11 protein-coding genes and 1 pseudogene are annotated in these 16305 nt (G+C 71.5%); 3 read left to right on the forward strand and 9 right to left on the reverse strand.

Annotated elements, in window-relative coordinates; all coding sequences use genetic code 11:
- The first annotated feature begins 15 nt into the window (after nucleotides 1–15).
- Both QA861_RS14650 and QA861_RS14655 read left to right on the forward strand, forming a co-directional pair.
- Complete coding sequence (locus QA861_RS14650; RefSeq protein ID WP_334590555.1) at nucleotides 16–1221, forward strand: TOMM precursor leader peptide-binding protein; 1206 nt, start codon at nucleotides 16–18, stop codon at nucleotides 1219–1221.
- Nucleotides 1214–2578 carry an ABC1 kinase family protein gene (locus QA861_RS14655; protein ID WP_334588765.1) on the forward strand — a complete coding sequence of 455 codons (1365 nt, stop codon included), beginning with the start codon at nucleotides 1214–1216 and terminating at the stop codon, nucleotides 2576–2578. Before QA861_RS14650 ends, QA861_RS14655 begins: the two co-directional genes overlap by 8 nt.
- Before the next feature lie 120 nt (nucleotides 2579–2698).
- Here the strand turns inward: QA861_RS14655 and QA861_RS14660 are convergent, their stop codons facing one another.
- From QA861_RS14660 to QA861_RS14675, 4 genes are all read right to left on the reverse strand, one after another.
- Nucleotides 2699–3022: a putative WhiB-interacting protein gene (locus QA861_RS14660; protein ID WP_334588766.1), complete on the reverse strand. Its 324-nt coding sequence runs from the start codon at nucleotides 3020–3022 to the stop codon at nucleotides 2699–2701.
- A complete protein-coding gene (locus QA861_RS14665; RefSeq protein WP_334588767.1) occupies nucleotides 3019–3387 on the reverse strand; it encodes a WhiB family transcriptional regulator in 369 nt (122 codons plus the stop codon). Before QA861_RS14665 ends, QA861_RS14660 begins: the two co-directional genes overlap by 4 nt.
- Before the next feature lie 173 nt (nucleotides 3388–3560).
- Nucleotides 3561–3884: a hypothetical protein gene (locus tag QA861_RS14670; protein ID WP_334588768.1), complete on the reverse strand. Its 324-nt coding sequence runs from the start codon at nucleotides 3882–3884 to the stop codon at nucleotides 3561–3563.
- A gap of 172 nt (nucleotides 3885–4056) precedes the next feature.
- The gene (locus QA861_RS14675; protein ID WP_334588769.1) at nucleotides 4057–6252 is read right to left on the reverse strand and encodes an ATP-dependent DNA helicase UvrD2; all 2196 of its coding nucleotides are present in this window, start codon (nucleotides 6250–6252) and stop codon (nucleotides 4057–4059) included.
- 179 nt (nucleotides 6253–6431) lie between these two features.
- On the opposite strand from QA861_RS14675, the gene QA861_RS14680 reads away from it, so the two are divergent.
- On the forward strand, nucleotides 6432–6689 hold the full coding sequence (locus QA861_RS14680; protein ID WP_006383423.1) for a glutaredoxin domain-containing protein: 258 nt from the start codon (nucleotides 6432–6434) through the stop codon (nucleotides 6687–6689).
- A gap of 100 nt (nucleotides 6690–6789) precedes the next feature.
- Here QA861_RS14680 and nudC read toward each other — a convergent pair whose 3' ends face one another.
- The 5 genes and pseudogenes from nudC to QA861_RS14705 all read right to left on the reverse strand — a co-directional run bounded on the left by nudC (nucleotide 6790) and on the right by QA861_RS14705 (nucleotide 16267).
- A complete protein-coding gene (gene nudC / locus QA861_RS14685) occupies nucleotides 6790–7737 on the reverse strand; it encodes an NAD(+) diphosphatase (RefSeq protein WP_334588770.1) in 948 nt (315 codons plus the stop codon).
- 166 nt (nucleotides 7738–7903) lie between these two features.
- Entirely contained in the window at nucleotides 7904–8404 is a 501-nt protein-coding gene (locus QA861_RS14690) for a M20/M25/M40 family metallo-hydrolase (protein ID WP_334590556.1), read from the reverse strand.
- Nucleotides 8287–9336 (reverse strand): annotated as a pseudogene (locus QA861_RS14695) (M20/M25/M40 family metallo-hydrolase); the annotation flags it as partial. The gene QA861_RS14690 and the pseudogene QA861_RS14695, both read right to left, overlap by 118 nt.
- Nucleotides 9317–12850 (reverse strand): ATP-dependent helicase, encoded by a 3534-nt coding sequence (locus tag QA861_RS14700; protein ID WP_334588771.1) that lies wholly within the window; start codon nucleotides 12848–12850, stop codon nucleotides 9317–9319. The pseudogene QA861_RS14695 and the gene QA861_RS14700, both read right to left, overlap by 20 nt.
- A 36-nt stretch (nucleotides 12851–12886) precedes the next feature.
- Nucleotides 12887–16267, reverse strand: a complete 3381-nt coding sequence (locus tag QA861_RS14705; RefSeq protein ID WP_334588772.1) for an ATP-dependent helicase — start codon at nucleotides 16265–16267, stop codon at nucleotides 12887–12889.
- Nucleotides 16268–16305 lie beyond the last annotated feature (38 nt).

A 16305-nucleotide genomic window follows, 5' to 3' on the forward strand; every position in this document is an offset into this window, starting at 1 on the left:
GTCGCTCACCCGGTGATGAAGGGCGCGCTGCGCAGCGGCTGGCGAGATCTGAACACCGTGCAGTTCGGGATGACACCCGCCCATGCGATGACACTCGGCCCGATGGACACGGCGACGGGCAGTTTCCTGAGCCTGCTCGACGGCACTCGCGGACTCCCGCGCCTCCATGAGGAAGGGCACCGCATGGACCTGCCGGCCGCCCATGTCGACGGCCTGGTGGAACGGCTGAGCGAGGCCGGTCTCCTCGACGACGCGACAGGCGGCGGTCCGGCCGTCGAGACGCTGCGCGGCAAGAAGAAGGTCCTGGAGCGGCTGGGCCCCGATCTGGCCTCCCTCTCTTTGGTCGCACGGGCTCCGGGCGAGGCGATGGCGCGGCTGGCCGCTCGACGGTCGCTGCGCGTACAGGTCCGGGGCGCGGGCCGGGTGGGCGCGGTGATCGCCTCGCTGCTGGCGGGCGCGGGCGTGGGTCACGTCGATGTGCGCGACGGCGGCGTTGTCGAGCCGTGGGACGTCGCACCCGGTGGCCTGCCCGTCGACTCCATCGGCGAACGCCGTGACGAGTCCGCGCGGCGCGCTGCCCGGCGGGCGGCCCCGGACCGCCCACCACGGCGTACGGCGGCTCAGCCGCCGCCGGACGGAAGCGGCCCCGGTCTCTCCCTGGTGATCATCGCCCCACGCGACGATCTCGCCGTGCACGCCCCCGATCCGGCCGCCGCCGAAGAACTGGTGAACTCGGGCACACCCCATCTGTACGCGGGCGTCGTGGAAGGAACCGGCATCGTGGGCCCTCTGGTCCTGCCGGGCGAGACGGCCTGCGTCGGCTGTCTGGAACGGTGGCGCGTCGACCGGGACCCCGTCTGGCCACGTCTGGTGGCGCAGTGGCGTTCGGCGCGGCCACGCCAGGTCAGGGCCTGTGACCTGACCCTGGCGACGACGGTCGCGGGGCTGACCGCGAGCCACGCGCTCACCTTCCTGGACGGCGGAACCCCGTCCACCACGGGCGCCCGCTGGGAGGTCTCGGTACCCGGGCTCGACTGGCACGCCCGCCCCGTCTGGGCACATCCCGCATGCCCGTGCGGTGCCGAGGAGAAGAGTAAGGAGGAACACACTCCGGAGGACGGGGGATCGCGCGAGACAATGGCGGAGCAACGGCCGTCGACGGAGTTACGCCGTAAGGCACACACGGCGCGGCTGTCCGGAACCTGGAGGGCTCATGTCTGATCTTCCCCGGAAGGCGGTCACCCGTACCGCCAAGCTCGCCGCGCTCCCGCTCGGCATCGCCGGGCGGGCCACCTGGGGACTCGGCAAACGGATCGTCGGCGAGTCGGCGGACATCGTCGGCCGCGAACTCCAACAGCGCACGGCGGAACAGCTGTTCAAAGTGCTCGGCGAGCTCAAGGGTGGTGCGATGAAGTTCGGGCAGGCACTGTCCGTCTTCGAGTCGGCTCTGCCCGAGGAGGTCGCGGGCCCCTACCGCGCGGCGCTGACGAAGCTCCAGGAAGCGGCCCCTCCGATGCCGACCCGCACGGTGCACTCGGTGCTGGAGGCTCGGCTCGGCGCGGACTGGCAGGACCTGTTCCTGGAGTTCGAGGACAAGCCGTCCGCCGCCGCCTCGATCGGCCAGGTGCACCGGGGGCTTTGGCACGACGGACGCGAGGTCGCGGTCAAGGTGCAGTATCCGGGCGCCGGCGAGGCACTGCTCTCGGACCTGACCCAGCTGAGCCGCTTCGCCCGCCTGTTGGGGCCTCTCATCCCCGGAATGGACATCAAACCGCTCATCACCGAACTCCGGGACCGTGTCTCGGAAGAGCTCGACTACGGCCTTGAGGCTCAGGCCCAGCAGGCCCACGCGGCGGAGTTCACGGACGATCCGGACGTCGTGGTACCGGCCGTCGTCCACCAGTGTGAGCAGATCCTGGTGACGGAGTGGATCGACGGCATACCGTTGTCGGAGGTGATCAACGCCGGAACGCAGGAGCAACGCGACCGCGCGGGCCAGCTGCTGGCCCGGTTCCTCTTCTCGGGCCCTGCCCGCACCGGCCTCCTGCACGCCGACCCCCACCCCGGCAACTTCCGCCTGCTGCCCGGCGGCCCCACCGGCAAGGACGACTGGCGCCTGGGCGTGCTGGACTTCGGTACGGTCGACCGTCTCCCGGGCGGACTGCCTCCGACGATCGGCCGCTCACTGCGTCTGACCCTGGACGGCGAGGCCGAGGCGGTCTACGAGGCTCTCTGCGCGGAAGGCTTCGTCAAGGACTCGATCGACCTGGACCCCGAGTCGGTACTCGACTACCTTCTGCCGATCATCGAACCGGCCGAGGCGGACGAGTTCACCTTCACCCGCGGCTGGATGCGCAGCCAGGCGGCCCGTATAGCCGATCCACGCTCCCCGGCGCATCAACTGGGCAAGCGCCTGAACCTGCCCCCCTCGTACCTCCTGATACACCGGGTGACCTTGAGCACCATCGGTGTCCTGTGCCAACTGGGGGCGACGGTCCGCATGCGCGCGGAGCTGGAGGAGTGGCTGCCGGGATTCCTGCCGGAGGCCGAGGAGGAGGCCACGGCTGCCGAGGCGTGAACCGGCGTCACACCAAGCCGTGGCCGGCGGCCGGGCCGGCGCAACGCACTGCGGGGGCCGGTCCGTTCGGACCGGCCCCCGCGGGAAGCGACTGCTGTTACTGCCGAGTTGCCGTGATCGTTACTGCATGACCGCCATGGCGAGCGCACGGCGGGCACGCAGCGAGGCGCGCTCGGCTCGGCGCTGGAGCCGACGGGCGGTCACCACGCGGTGCGCGCGGCGTTCCCGCTCGGCCTCCTGAAGGCGGTCGTGCATATGCGCACGAGCCAGGGCTTCTGGGATGAGTTGCATCTCTCGGGTCCTGTTCTGGCGCGAGTCGTTCGCACCGGTGGTGGTGAAGTCTTCGGTCGCGGAGCCGACGGGCTCGCTGGCGGACGGCGTCATCGGGACCTGCTTCTCGGGGTCGTGCGTGAAGGGGCGATCGATTGTTCCTACGATGTTCATGCTGAGACCGGGTTCTTGCGCGGACGGCCACGGGGCCGCTTGCGGGCCACAACGACACCCTGGACGAACAGTTCGCCACCCCAGACGCCCCAGGGCTCACGCCGCTCCTTGGCGCCGGCGAGGCAGGCCTCCATCAGCGGGCAGGTGCGGCAGAGGGACTTGGCGTACTCGACATCGGCCGGCGACTCGGCGAAGAAGACCTCCGGGTCGTAGGAACGGCAGGGGACGGGTACGCCGAGGTTCTCGATGGCGTCGTCGAGCGCGGTGAGCGCAGTGAGCGGGATCAAGGTGCAGTCCTCCGTGAGGCCGGGCGGGGGGATCGTTTCGGAAGGCGGTACTGACGGGGCGTGCGCTTCGAGTTGCACGGGTTGTTTTCCTCGTCTGGTCGTTCCGGCCCTGTTGGGCCGGGTGCGGCTGGTACCGGCGGGTTTTCTCTTGTCCCGAGGCCCCTTCACTCCGTCGTCCCCGTTCGGGGAAAACAGAAGGGCCGCGGATCCCGGATGGGGTTCCGCGGCCCTGAAGGCGCCGGCCTGATCAATCAGGCTGGATCACTCCAGGGTTCTGGCCCACGGAAGGCCCACATCGTGTGGTGCTGCGTCGTCTGCTTGAGGGATCCGGCACCGGCCGCAAAGGCATAGGCCGGGGCCTGTGCCTCTACTGCTCCTGCTTCCAGTGCCTTACTCGGTCGCTCATTGCGCTCGCGGACAGGGAGAGTCGCGAGAGACACGGGGGAGGCCGGCCGGACGGCAGGAATGCCGGACAGACCGGTGCCCAGGTTCGAGACGCCGAGCATGCACAGGGAGACGGTCGAGAGATCGGTCATTTTGACCGCGCTGACAGAGCTGGTGTTGATGCTGATCACTGGACTCGCCTCCTCTCGGCGTCTTGAGGGGACCGGTGCGAACCGGTCCAACGGATATACGACTATGAAGTACAGCACAGGGCCAGACCTTCTGAGAAGACTCTGTTCCCGTGGCTAAGAACCTATGGGGATTGCCGGGGCATGCGCAAACTATTTTTCCGACGAGTTTGAATCAGCCGCTGCCGCTCTCCCCGTCGACTACCTGACCTGCGCAGATGGCCAGAACGTCGGCTCCGTACCGGTTGAGCTTGCGCACTCCGACGCCGGGGATACGGGCCAGGTCCCCTTCTTCGTCCGGGACGGTCTCCGCGATCGCCATCAGGGTCCTGTCGGTGAAGACGCAGAAGGCCGGCTGCCCGCTGCGCGCGGCCTGGACCGCTCGCCACTCGCGCAGGCGCTCGTAGAGGCCCTCATCCATGTCGGAGGGGCACTCGTCGCAGCGCATCAGCTTCATCTCGCCGGCGTCGGTCAGTGTGCGCCCGCAGACCCGGCAGCGGGCTGGGGTCCTCTGGGTTCGGCGCGGGGCGGCTCCGGGGCTGCCTCCGAAGCCGCGCTCGATGCCACCAGGACCGGCCGTGCCCGCCCGGATGGCGGTGCTGACGGAGCCTGGACGCAGGCCGTCGAGGAAGCGGCTGGGGCGGCGGTTCGGCCGGCCCCCGGGCGCGCGGGAGAGGGACCAGGAGACGTGGAGGCGTTCTCGCGCGCGGGTCACTCCGACATACAGGAGGCGACGTTCCTCCTCGATCTGTTCATCGGTCTTCGCGTAGCTGATCGGCATCATCCCCTCGGCGACTCCGACCAGGAAGACGACCTCCCATTCCAGACCCTTGGCCGAGTGGAGGGAGGCAAGGGTGACGCCCTGCACGGTCGGGGCGTGCTGAGTGTTCGCCCGCTCGTCGAGTTCGGCGACGAGGTCGGCGAGCGTGGTGCCCGGTTTCGCAACGGTGAAGTCCTGCGCGAGGTTCACCAGCGCGGCCAGCGACTCCCAGCGTTCCCGGACGGCCCCGGAGCCCGCGGGCGGCGTACTGGTCCAGCCCTCTCCCGACAGCACGGCACGCACCTGGGAGGGCAGGTCGACGACGTCGTCCAGGAGGGAGTCGTTGCCTCCGAAGCGGGCGGCGGCGCGCAGCGCGCTGATGGCCTTGCGCACCTCGGGCCGGTCGAAGAACCTTTCGGCGCCGCGCAGCTGGTAGGGGACTCCGGCGTCGGCGAGAGCCTGTTCGTATGTCTCGGACTGGGCGTTCGTCCGGAACAGGATGGCGATCTCGCCGGCCGGCACCCCGGCGGCGACGAGGTCCCTGATGCGGCGGGCGGCGCCCTCGGCCTCCGCGGGTTCGTCGGCGTACTCGGTGTAGCCGGGTTCGGGTCCGGGGCCGCGCTGGGAGATCAGTTCCAGCCGGTGTTCCGCGGCGCGGCCCCGGGCCTGGGCGAGCAAACCGTTGGCGAGGTGGACGACCTGAGGGGTGGAGCGGTAGTCGCGGACCAGCTTGACGACGGTGGCACCGGGGTGGCGGGTGCGGAAGTCGAGCAGATGGTCAGGAGTTGCTCCTGTGAACGAATAGATCGTCTGGCTGGCGTCACCGACCACGCACAGGTTGTCTCGCTCCCCGAGCCACAGCTCCAGCAGCCGCTGCTGGAGCGGGCTGACGTCCTGGTACTCGTCGACCACGAAGTGCTGGTACTGGGAACGGACCTGTTCGGCGATGTCGCGCCGGTCCTGGAGCACCGCGACGGTGAGCAGCAGGACGTCCTCGAAGTCGATCAGGGAGCGATCCCGTTTGAGGTCCTCGTAGGCGGCGTAGAGCTGGGCGATCTCGGCGGGGTCGCGGGGCGCGACGCGACCGGACTTTGTGACTGCGGGCACGTAGTCGGCGGGGACGGTCTGGGTGACCTTGGACCATTCGATCTCGGCGGTGGCGTCCCGCAGTTCGCCCCGGTCGAGGCGGATGCGGCAGGCCGCGGCGGCATCGGCGACGAGCTGGATCTTGCGGTCGACGAGGCGGGGCATGGAGCCGCCGACGGCCTTCGGCCAGAAGTATTGAAGCTGGCGCAGCGCCGCCGAGTGGAAGGTGCGCGCCTGGACTCCGCCGGCGCCGAGCTGGCGCAGTCGCCCGCGCATCTCACCGGCCGCGCGGTTGGTGAAGGTGACGGCGAGCACGCTGGAAGGCTGGAGGATTCCCGCGCGTACGCCGTAGGCGATGCGGTGGGTGATCGCCCGTGTCTTTCCCGTGCCGGCACCTGCCAGCACGCACACCGGACCGTGCAGGGCCGTGGCCACTTCGCGCTGCTCGGGATCGAGTCCGTCGAGCACCGCGTCGGCCGAGTCCGGAACCTGCGGGAAGAGGGTGGAGTGCGTTGCTGCTGTCACACGGCCATGCTGCCAGGTCGCCGGAGACGGGTGAGCCGGTTGTCCACAGGCACCCCCTTGCAGTCGTACTAATAAGGCAGGCGTCCCCTCGGACACCGGCGGCGGGAATGGTGGCCGGGTGCCGTACGTTCCCCCTCAGCGAGCACCCGTCCCCCGAACTGCTGAGGAGAGCGAGAGACATGCCGGGCACTGTGACGATGTACAGCACCACGTGGTGCGGATACTGCCGTCGGCTGAAGAGCCAGATGGACCGCGAGGGCATCGCGTACAACGAGATCAACATCGAGCACGACCCGGACTCCGCAGCGTTCGTGGAGAAGGCGAACGGTGGCAACCAGACGGTTCCGACGGTGCTGGTGGTTCCCTCCAACGACGGCCCGGAGGTCGTGATGACGAACCCGAGCCTCGCGCAGGTGAAGCAGGCTCTCGGCGCCTGACCCCTGTGTCCCTGACCCCCGACCGGCCCGGCGGCCGTGTGCGGGGGTCTTGGCGTGTCCGGCCCGTCCACGCGACCGGTTCAGGGGCCGGCCTCGGGTGTCAGAGCGCGCTGCCCGGCTTCGGCAGCGGCTTGCCGTACCAGAGTTCGATCAGGCGGGCCGCGATCGAGATGCCGTACGGCGGGAGGACCTCGCCGGATTCGAACCCTGCGCGCAGGTCCTCCCGGGAGAACCAGCGGGCCTCGTGGATCTCGTCCCCGTCGACCTCGATGTCGGTGGACACGGCACGGGCCATGAAGCCGAGCATGAGGCTGGACGGGAACGGCCAGGGCTGGCTGGCGACGTACTCGACCTGGCCGACCATGATTCCGGCCTCCTCGAACACCTCGCGGCGGACCGACTGTTCGATGGACTCGCCCGGCTCGACGAAACCGGCGAGCGTCGAGAAGCGGCCCTCGGGCCAGTGGACCTGGCGGCCCAGGAGGATGCGGTCCTCCTCGTCGGTGACGGCCATGATCACGGCAGGGTCGGTGCGCGGGTAGTGCTCCGCGCCGCAGGCCTGGCAGCGGCGGATATGGCCGGCGGCGGCGATGACGGTGCGCTCGCCGCAGCGAGAGCAGAAGCGGTGCAGTCGCTGCCAGTTCTCCAGGGCGACGGCGTGCACCATCAGACCCGCGTCGCGGGGCGACAGGAGCAGGCCGGCCTCGCGCAGGCCAGCAGAGCGCGCGGACTGGTCCATACGGCCGGGCAGGGCGTCCTTCTGAAGGGCGAAGTAGCTGGTGCCTTCGTCGTCATTGCCGAGGAAGTAGCGGTGCGCCTCGGTCAGGGGGGCCTCGAAGGAGGGGGTCATGACGAGTTCGGTACGCCCGTCGGGCGTCTCGTCGATGAGGACCTGGCCGCCGGACACCACGAAGCAGCGGGTTGTGGGGTGGCTCCATGCTGCGGCGAGCCATGCCTCGTCGAGCCGGTGGTGCGCGGACCGGTCGATGCCGCTGGGGGCGGTGAGCGAGATGGGACGGTCGGCGGCGCGGTCGGTCCAGGTGGTCACAGGTGCTTCCAACTCCCCCGGTGGAACGGATATTTCTGCGGGCGGTTCAGCGGGACGTGGGTGGGGACTGGTGGGGGACGGCGGGTTTCGGGTGACTTCAAGCGGGTGTGGGGCGGTGCTTCCAGTGTGCCCCGGGGCGGCTGCCGGTCCGGGTCGCCCAGGGTCGTCAGGACTCATCTCGCCAGCTCCCTGCCAGGTCGCCCCACAGGTAGGCGGTGGTCTCGACGCCTTTGAGGAGCAGGTCGATCTCCACCTTCTCGTTGGGGGCGTGCCAGCCGTCGGAGGGGACGGAGATGCCCAGGAAGAGCACCGGGGCACCGAGGACGTCCTGGAGGTCGGCGGCCGGGCCGCTGCCGCCCTCACGCGTGTAGCGGACGGGCTTGTCGAAGGCGCGGCTCATGGCACGGACGACGGACTGCAGGGCGGGATGATCCAGCGGGGTCAGGCACGGGCGCGTGGCCGCCGCGAAGGTGATCTCGTACCGGATCCCGGGGGAACGCGGGGCGCGGTCCAGTCGCGGACGATCTTCTCGATGTGGTCGGGGTCCTGTCCGGCGACGAGCCGGAAGGAGAGTTTCACCATGGCCGAGGCCGGGACGATCGTCTTGCTGCCGGGGCCCTGGTAGCCGCCGCCGATGCCGTTGACCTCTGCGGTGGGGCGCGTCCAGACGCGCTCCAGGGTGGTGTGTCCGGTTTCGCCGTGGGTGGCATATGACTTGGCGGTGCGCAGCCACTGCTCCTCGTCGAAGGGGAGTTCGGCGAGGAGTTCGCGCTCTCGGTCGGTGAGTGCGGTGACGCCGTCGTAGAAGCCGGGGATCGTCACCCGCGCGTGCTCGTCGTGCAGTGCGGCGACGAGGCGGGCGACGGCGGTCGCCGGGTTGGGGACGGCGCCGCCGAAGGAGCCGGAGTGGATGTCCTGGTCGGGGCCGTGGAACTGGATCTCGCACTCGGCGAGGCCGCGCATGCCGGTGCACACCGTGGGGGTGTCCTCGGCCCACATGCCGGTGTCGGAGACGATCACCGCGTCGGCGGCGAGCCGGTCGACGTGCTCCTCGACGAGGGACCGGAAGTGGATGGAACCGGACTCCTCCTCGCCCTCGACGAGCATTTTCAGATGGACGGCGGGTGCGGTGCGGCCGGTGGTGGCGAGGTGGGCGCGGACGCCGAGTGTGTGGAAGAACACCTGGCCTTTGTCGTCGGCGGCCCCGCGCGCGTGGAGACGGTTTCCCCGGACGACCGGTTCGAAGGGGTCGGTGTCCCAGCCGTCCTCGCGGGCCGCGGGCTGCACGTCGTGATGTCCGTAGACGAGGACGGTGGGAGCGGCGGGATCGTCGGCGGGCCACTCCGCGAAGACCGCCGGGGCGCCCGGTGTCGCCCAGACCTCGACGGTGGGGAAGCCGGTTTCCCGGAGTTTGGCGGCGAGCCAGTCGGCGCTGCGGCGTACATCGGCTGCGTGGTCGGGCTGGGCCGACACGGAGGGGATGCGCAGCCACTCGGCGAGGTCGTCGAGGAAGGCGGCGCGGTGCTGTTCGATGTACTTACGGACGGCGTTGTCCGGGGCCTGGCTCATGGTCATGAGCTTATCGGCCCGCACTGACATCCTCGTCCGGTACTTCGAACACGGCAGGCTCCTCCAGGAGCAGCCGTTCCAGCGCGGCCCGGTCCGGGAGACCGTCCGGCCGGACGGTCTCGCCGCTGCGCACGTACAGGAAGGCGGCTTTGACGGCCGCCAGTGGCACGCCCTGCTGCTCGGCCCAGGCAAGCCGGTAGATCGCGAGCTGGAGCGGGTCCGCGGTGCGGGCGCGGTGGGTCTTCCAGTCGAGGATCTCGTACGTCGTTTCCTCGCCGTCGCCTTCTTTGTAGACGGCGTCGATCCGGCCGCGTACGACGCGTCCCGCGATGTCGAGCTGGAAGGGGGCTTCGACCCGGTAGGGCGTGCGGTGTGCGTACGCGGTGTGTTCGAAGGCGTCCTTGAGGGTTTCCAGGTCGCGTTCGTCGGCGATCTCGGCGTCGCTGCCGGGCAGTTCGTCGGGCTCCAGCATCGGGAGCCGGAGTTCCTCGAAGCGGGCCTCGACCCAGGCGTGGAAGCGGGTGCCCCGGCGGGCGGCGGGCTGCGGTGGGCGTGGCATGGGGCGGGCGAGTTCCTGCGCGAGGGCGTCCGGGTCGGCGGCCAGGAGCATCAGCTGGGACGCGGTCAGTGTCGGTGGCAGGGGGACATCGGTGACGGTCTGCCGCGCGCGCAGGAGTTCCCCGGTGAGCGCGTCGAGGTCGCGGTCCCAGGAGGCGACGGAACGGGCCTCCTCCGGCGTGAGATCCGCCTCGGCGGGGTGTCTGCGGGCGTGGGGCACGGTGGCCGGGCGGTCGTGGCCGTGTCCGGTGCGGTGCGCCCGCGCGCGGGGTGGGGTCTGCGCGGGCGGTTCGGGACGGTCTGTGGTCCAGGCGTCCCAGTCGGCGTCGTCCTCCGCGGGGGAAGCGTCGTCGTGGTCCACAGGACCGTCGTCGAGGGGTTCGTCGCCCTCGTACGGAGGCTCGTCGTCCGGCGGAGGGGGCCAGTCCGGGTCGTCGTACGCGTCGGGGTCGTGAGTGGCGGTGGGGTGGCCGTCCTCGTGGGAGGCGAGGGTCTCCAGGTGGGCGAGGACCGTCTCGGCGGCGGCCCGGCGGCGGCGGAACGCGGTGTCGTCCAAAGGCAGGGGCCACAGCTGGTCGGCGGTGGACGCGTGCAGGGCGGGATTCTCCTCGCCCTCCTCCGGTTCGTCCGCCCAGACCTCGATCTCGCCGTGTCCGGCCGTGCAGTGGTCGTGGAGGGCTTGCAGGAAGTCGGAGGGGCCGCGTGGCTTCTTCTGGGAGGGGCCCCACCAGTGGCCGGAGCCGAGCAGAAGGGAGCGGGGGCGGGTGAAGGTGACATAGCCGAGGCGGAGTTCCTCGGTGTGCTGATGGTCCTTCATCGCTTCCTGGAAGGCCTTCATTCCCCGGGAGTCCCAGGCCTCGATGTCGGGCAGCGTGTCGGTGTCGCCGCGCAGCTCGTGCGGCAGGACCTTCGCCTGTGAGGTCCATTTCTCGCGGCCCTGGGCGCTGGGGAATGTGCCGGTGACCAGACCGGGGACGGCCACGACGTCCCACTCCAGGCCCTTGGACTTGTGGGCGGTGAGCACCTTGACGGTGTTCTCGCCGCCGGGAAGGGCGTTGTCGAGGCCCTTCTCGTACTGCGCGGCCGTGCGCAGGAAGCCGAGGAAGGCGAGCAGGCCGGCCTCGCTCTCGTTGGCGGCGAACGAGGCGGCGATGTCGAGGAAGTTGGAGAGGGTCTCGCGGCGGCGGGCCGCCAGGGCGTGCGGGGACGCCGAAAGTTCCACCTCCAGACCGGTGACGGCGAGCACGCGGTGCAGTACGTCCATCAGCGGGTCGGCGAGGGAGCGGCGCAGGTCGCGCAGTTCGGTGGCGAGCCTGGCGAAGCGCACGCGCGCGTCCGGCGAGAAGGGCAGCCCGTCGTCGTCGCCCTCGCCCCTCAGCGATGTCTCCAGGAAGGTGTCGAGGGCGTCCGCGAGCGATATCACCTCGGCGGGATCGACCCCCTCGACCGCCTCGGCGAGCCGGCGGTCCGGGTCGTCGGCGTCGCCCACGCGCGCGTGGGACACGAGAAGGCGGGCCCGGCGGCCGAGGAGGGCGAGGTCGCGCGGGCCGATGCGCCAGCGCGGGCCGGTCAGCAGCCGCACCAGGGAGGCGTTGGCCCCCGGGTCCTGGAGGACCTCGCAGACGGACACCAGGTCGGCGACCTCGGGCAGGTGCAGCAGCCCGGAGAGCCCGACGACCTCGACGGGGATGTCCCGTGCGACGAGCGCGCCCTGGATCTCGGCGAAGTCGGTGGCGGTGCGGCACAGGACGGCGATCTCGCCGGGTGCGTTGCCGGTGCGTACGAGGTGGGCGATGGAGTCGGCGAGCCAGCCGATCTCCTCGGCGTGGGTGCGCAGCAGCGCGCAGCGCACCTGGCCGTCGCGCTCGGCGCCGGGTGCGGGGCGGAGTGCCTCCACGCCCGCGTGCATGGCGCGCAGGGGCTCCGCGAGGCCGTTGGCGAGGTCGAGGAGGCGGCCTCCGCTGCGGCGGTTCTCACTGAGCGACTGGCGGGCCGCCGAGCCGCCGTCGGTGTGGGCGAAGTGCTCGGGGAAGTCGTCGAGGTTGGCGACGGAAGCGCCGCGCCAGCCGTAGATCGCCTGACAGGGGTCACCGACCGCGGTCACCGGGTGGCCGGTGCCGCCACCGAACAGGCCTGCCAGGAGGACGCGTTGTGCCACCGAGGTGTCCTGGTACTCGTCGAGGAGCACCACCCGGAACTCCTCGCGCAGAAGGCGGCCCACTTCGGGGACACGGGCGAGCGCGGCGGACAGGGCGATCTGGTCGCCGAAGTCGAGGAGGTCGCGCTCGCGCTTGGCGGCCCGGTAGCGGGTCACCAGTTCGGCGAGCTCGCGGCGGGCGGCGGCCGTCTCGGGGACCTTGCGCAGGTCCGCGTTGGTGAGTTTGGCGCCCTCGAGGGTGCGCAGCAGCTCGGCGTCGTACGCGCGCAGGTCCTCGGGGCGCACGAGGTGTTCGGCGAGTTCGGCGTCGAGGGTCAGGAGGTCGCTGACGAGGTCCGGGAAGGAGCGTGTGAGCGCGGGGTAGGGGCCGGGGGCTTCGCGCAGTACGCGCGCGGCCAGCTGGAAGCGGGTCGCGTCGGCGAGGAGACGGGCCGTCGGTTCGAGGCCGAGGCGCAGACCGTGGTCCTTCAGCAGACGGCCCGCGAAGGCGTGATAGGTCGAGATGACCGGTTCGCCGGGCGGGTTGTCGGGGTCGATGACGTCCGGGTCGGTGACACCCGCCCTGACGAGTGCCTTGCGGACGCGCTCGGCGAGTTCACCGGCGGCCTTGTTGGTGAAGGTGAGGCCGAGCACCTGTTCGGGGGCGACCTGGCCGGTGCCGACAAGCCACACCACGCGTGCCGCCATCACCGTCGTCTTGCCCGACCCCGCTCCTGCCACGATCACCTGGGGAGCGGGCGGCGCGACGATGCAGGCCGTCTGCTCCGGGGTGAACGGGATACCGAGGAGCTCTTTGAGCTGCTCGGGGTCGCTGATGGTGGCTGGCACGTCAGAGAGGCTAGCGGCGGACACTGACAGCGCGTGTCACTCGACCACTTGCCGGCCTTCGGGACGGGCGCTGCACGACGCCCGGAAGGAGCAGTGGGCGCAGTGCTGGCCCGTCGTCGGAGTGAAGCGTTCGTCGAGCACCTTGCCCGCTGCGGTGGCCAGCAGGTCGCCGACCCACTCGCCCTCCGCCCCTGCCTCCGCCCCTCCGTCGAGGGGGGCCTGGGCCTGCACCTTGGGCAGCGTCTCGCCGCCGTCCCGTTTGGCGGCGCCCTGGCGCAGCTGGACGAGTTCGGCACCGCCCGGTTCGGGGCGTACGCCGTCGAAGGCGTCGTCGACGGCACCTTCGCGGACGGCGAGCTGGTAGACGGCGAGCTGGGGGTGGCGGGCCACCTCGGCGGCGGTGGGCGTCTGTTTGCCGGTCTTGAAGTCGACCACGTAGGCGCGGCCCTCGCCGTCGGCCTCGACGCGGTCCATGGAACCGCGGATGCGCACTTCGTAGTCGCCGGCTTCGAGGGTCACGTCGAAGTCGTGCTCGCTGGCCACGGGGGTGCGGCCGGTTCGCCTGGAGTCGACGTGCCAGGTCAGGAAGCGTTCGAGCGCCACGCGCGCGTGCTCCTTCTCCTGCTCGGACTTCCAGGGCGCGTCGAAGGCGAGCGCGTTCCACACGGAGTCGAGGCGTTCCATGAGGACGTCGAGGTCGGCGGGGGTGTGTCCGGAGGCGACCTCGTCGGCGAGGACATGCACCACGTTGCCGAAGCCCTGGGCGGCGGTCGCGGGGGCGTCGGCCTTCACCTCGCGGCCCAGGAACCACTGCAGGGCGCAGGTGTTGGCGAGTTGGTCGAGGGCACTGCCGGAGAGCACGACGGGCTGGTCGCGGTCACGCAGCGGGACCTTGCTCTCGGTCGGCTCGTACATGCCCCACCAGCGGTGGGGGTGGGCAGACGGCACGAGCGGGCGGCTCTCCTCGTCGGTGAGCGCGGCGAGCCGGGCCAGGCGGCGGGCGGCGGCCTCTCTGAGGGAGGCGGAGACGCACGGGTCGACCGTGGTGGCGCGCAGTTCGGCGACGAGGGCCGCGACGGAGAGAGGGCGACGTGGGCGGCCCGTCACGTCCTTGGGTTCGACACCGAGTTCGGTGACGAAGCGGGAGGGCTGGTCTCCGTCGTCGGCGGGAGCCTTCACAGCGGTGACGACCAGGCGTTCCCGCGCGCGCGTGGCGGCGACGTAGAACAGCCGCCGTTCCTCGGCGAGCAGGGCTCCCGGGGTCAGCGGTTCGGCGAGGCCGTCACGGCCGATGCGGTCGGCCTCCAGGAGGGAGCCCCGGCGGCGCAGGTCGGGCCACAGCCCCTCCTGGACGCCGGCGACGACCACGAGGCGCCACTGCAGGCCCTTCGAGCGGTGCGCGGTCATCAGGCGTACGGCGTCGGGGCGCACGGCGCGGCGGGTGAGGGTGTCCGCGGCGATGTCCTCGGCGTCGATCTCCTCCAGGAAGTTCAGGGTGCCCCGGCCGCCGGTTCGCTCCTCCGCGCGCGCGGCGGTCGCGAACAGCGCGCACACGGCGTCGAGGTCGCGGTCGGCGTTGCGCCCGCCCGCGCCGCCACGCCGGGCGGCCCGCTCCAGGCGTCCTGGCCAGGGTGTGCCGTTCCAGAGGTCCCAGAGGGCCTCCTCGGCCGTGCCGCCCCCCGCGAGGCGCTCCCGTGCCTTTCTGAGGAGCGCGCCGAGGCGCTGGGCGCCCCGCGCGTATGTCGGGTCGTGGGCGACCAGGCGTTCGGGTTCGGCCAGCGCGCGGGCCAGGAGTTCGTCCGAGGGCGGCGGGACGGGGTTGCCGGCGGTTCGTTCCTCCTCCCGGAGGGCGCGGCCGAGGCGGCGCAGATCGGCGGCGTCCATGCCGGCGAGGGGGGAGGTGAGGAGGGCCAGGGCGGTTTCGGTGCCGAGCCAGGCGGCGGCTCCGGGCAGGGCGACGTCGGCGTCATCGGACTCGCCGTCCCTCGCCGTGTGGGTGCCCGTCTCCTCGCCCGCTCCGGACGCCTCCGCGGTCGCCACCGCCCGGAGCGCCGTCAGGAGCGGCGCCACCGCCGGTTCGTGGCGCAGGGGCAGGTCGTCGCCGTCGATGTCCAGGGGGACGCCGGCGGCAGTGAGGGCGCGCCGGAGTGTCGGGATCGTACGGCCGCCCGCGCGCACGAGGACGGCCATCTCGCCCCAGGGGACACCGTCCTCCAGGTGGGCGCGGCGGAGGATGTCGGCGATGTTGTCGAGCTCCGTGCCGGACGTCGGGTACGTGCAGACCTCGACGCTGCCTCCGTCGCGGAGCGGGACGAGTCCCCGGTGGGCGCGGACCTTCTCGGCCGGGAGGCGGCTCAGGGGCATGCGCTGGGTGAGGAGGCGGGTGGCGGTCAGTGGGGTGGCGGCGGAGCGGCGGGACGTCCTGAGGACCTCGACCGGGGCAGGGCGGCCGTCCGCGCGCGGGAAGGCCTGCGGGAAGTCCAGAATGCCGTTGACGTCCGCGCCGCGGAACGCGTAGATCGACTGGTCGGGGTCGCCTAGGGCGACGAGCGTCCGGCCGCCTCCGGCGAGCGCGTGCAGCAGTCTGACCTGGGCCGGGTCGGTGTCCTGGTACTCGTCCACGTAGACGGCGTCGTAGCGGGCGGCGAGCTGCCCGGCGGTGTCGGGGCGCCCCGCGAGGAGCACCGCGCGGTGCACGAGTTCCGCGTAGTCGAGCACTCCCTGCATGTCGAGGACGTCGAGGTACTCGGCCAGGAAGGCGGCGGCGGCACGCCAGTCGGGGCGGCCGATGCGCCGGGCGAAGGCATCCAGGGCGTCCGGGCCGAGGCCCAGTTCGCGGCTGCGGGCGAGGACCGCGCGGACCTCGTCGGCGAAGCCGCGGGTGGTGAGGCAGGCGCGCAGTTCGTCCGGCCAGCGCACATGGGCCAGGCCGAGCCGTTCCAGGTCGGGCTGGCCGGCGAGCAGTCCGCGTACGGCCACGTCCTGCTCGGGGCCGGAGAGCAGCCGCAGGGGTTCCACGAACAGGTCGCTGTCCTGATGGGCGCGGACCAGCGCGTAGCAGAAGGAGTGGAAGGTGGTCGCGCGAGGAGCGTGGGCGGCTCCGATGCGCAGAGCCATCCGGTCGCGCAGTTCGACGGCCGCCTTGCGGCTGAACGTCAGCACGAGGATCCGCTCGGGGTCCCCGCCTTGGGCGATGCGGGCCGCCACGGACTCGACGAGGGTGGTGGTCTTCCCGGTACCCGGGCCCGCGAGGACGAGCAGTGGGCCCCGCGTGTGGTCAACCACCGCGCGCTGTGCGGCGTCAAGACGAGGGGGATCCTGCCGCGGTGGCGGGGTGCGCACCAGTCGGTAAGCGCCACGGTTCCCCTGTCGCCCCTTGGGGTGCGACAGGCGCCTGGTGGAGGAAGAGGAGCTCACGTGGTTCGCCGGTCCTGGTGGGTGTGCTGGTTGGCTGA

The sequence above is a fragment of the Streptomyces sp. B21-083 genome, from assembly GCF_036898825.1.
In the GTDB taxonomy this organism is placed as follows: domain Bacteria; phylum Actinomycetota; class Actinomycetes; order Streptomycetales; family Streptomycetaceae; genus Streptomyces.

Coding starts and splice junctions, on each gene's coding strand:
- QA861_RS14650 (WP_334590555.1), top strand. CDS start 16: ATGAAGGGCGCGCTGCGCAGCGGCTGGCGAGATCTGAACACCGTGCAG.
- QA861_RS14655 (WP_334588765.1), top strand. CDS start 1,214: ATGTCTGATCTTCCCCGGAAGGCGGTCACCCGTACCGCCAAGCTCGCC.
- QA861_RS14660 (WP_334588766.1), bottom strand. CDS start 3,022: ATGAACATCGTAGGAACAATCGATCGCCCCTTCACGCACGACCCCGAG.
- QA861_RS14680 (WP_006383423.1), top strand. CDS start 6,432: ATGCCGGGCACTGTGACGATGTACAGCACCACGTGGTGCGGATACTGC.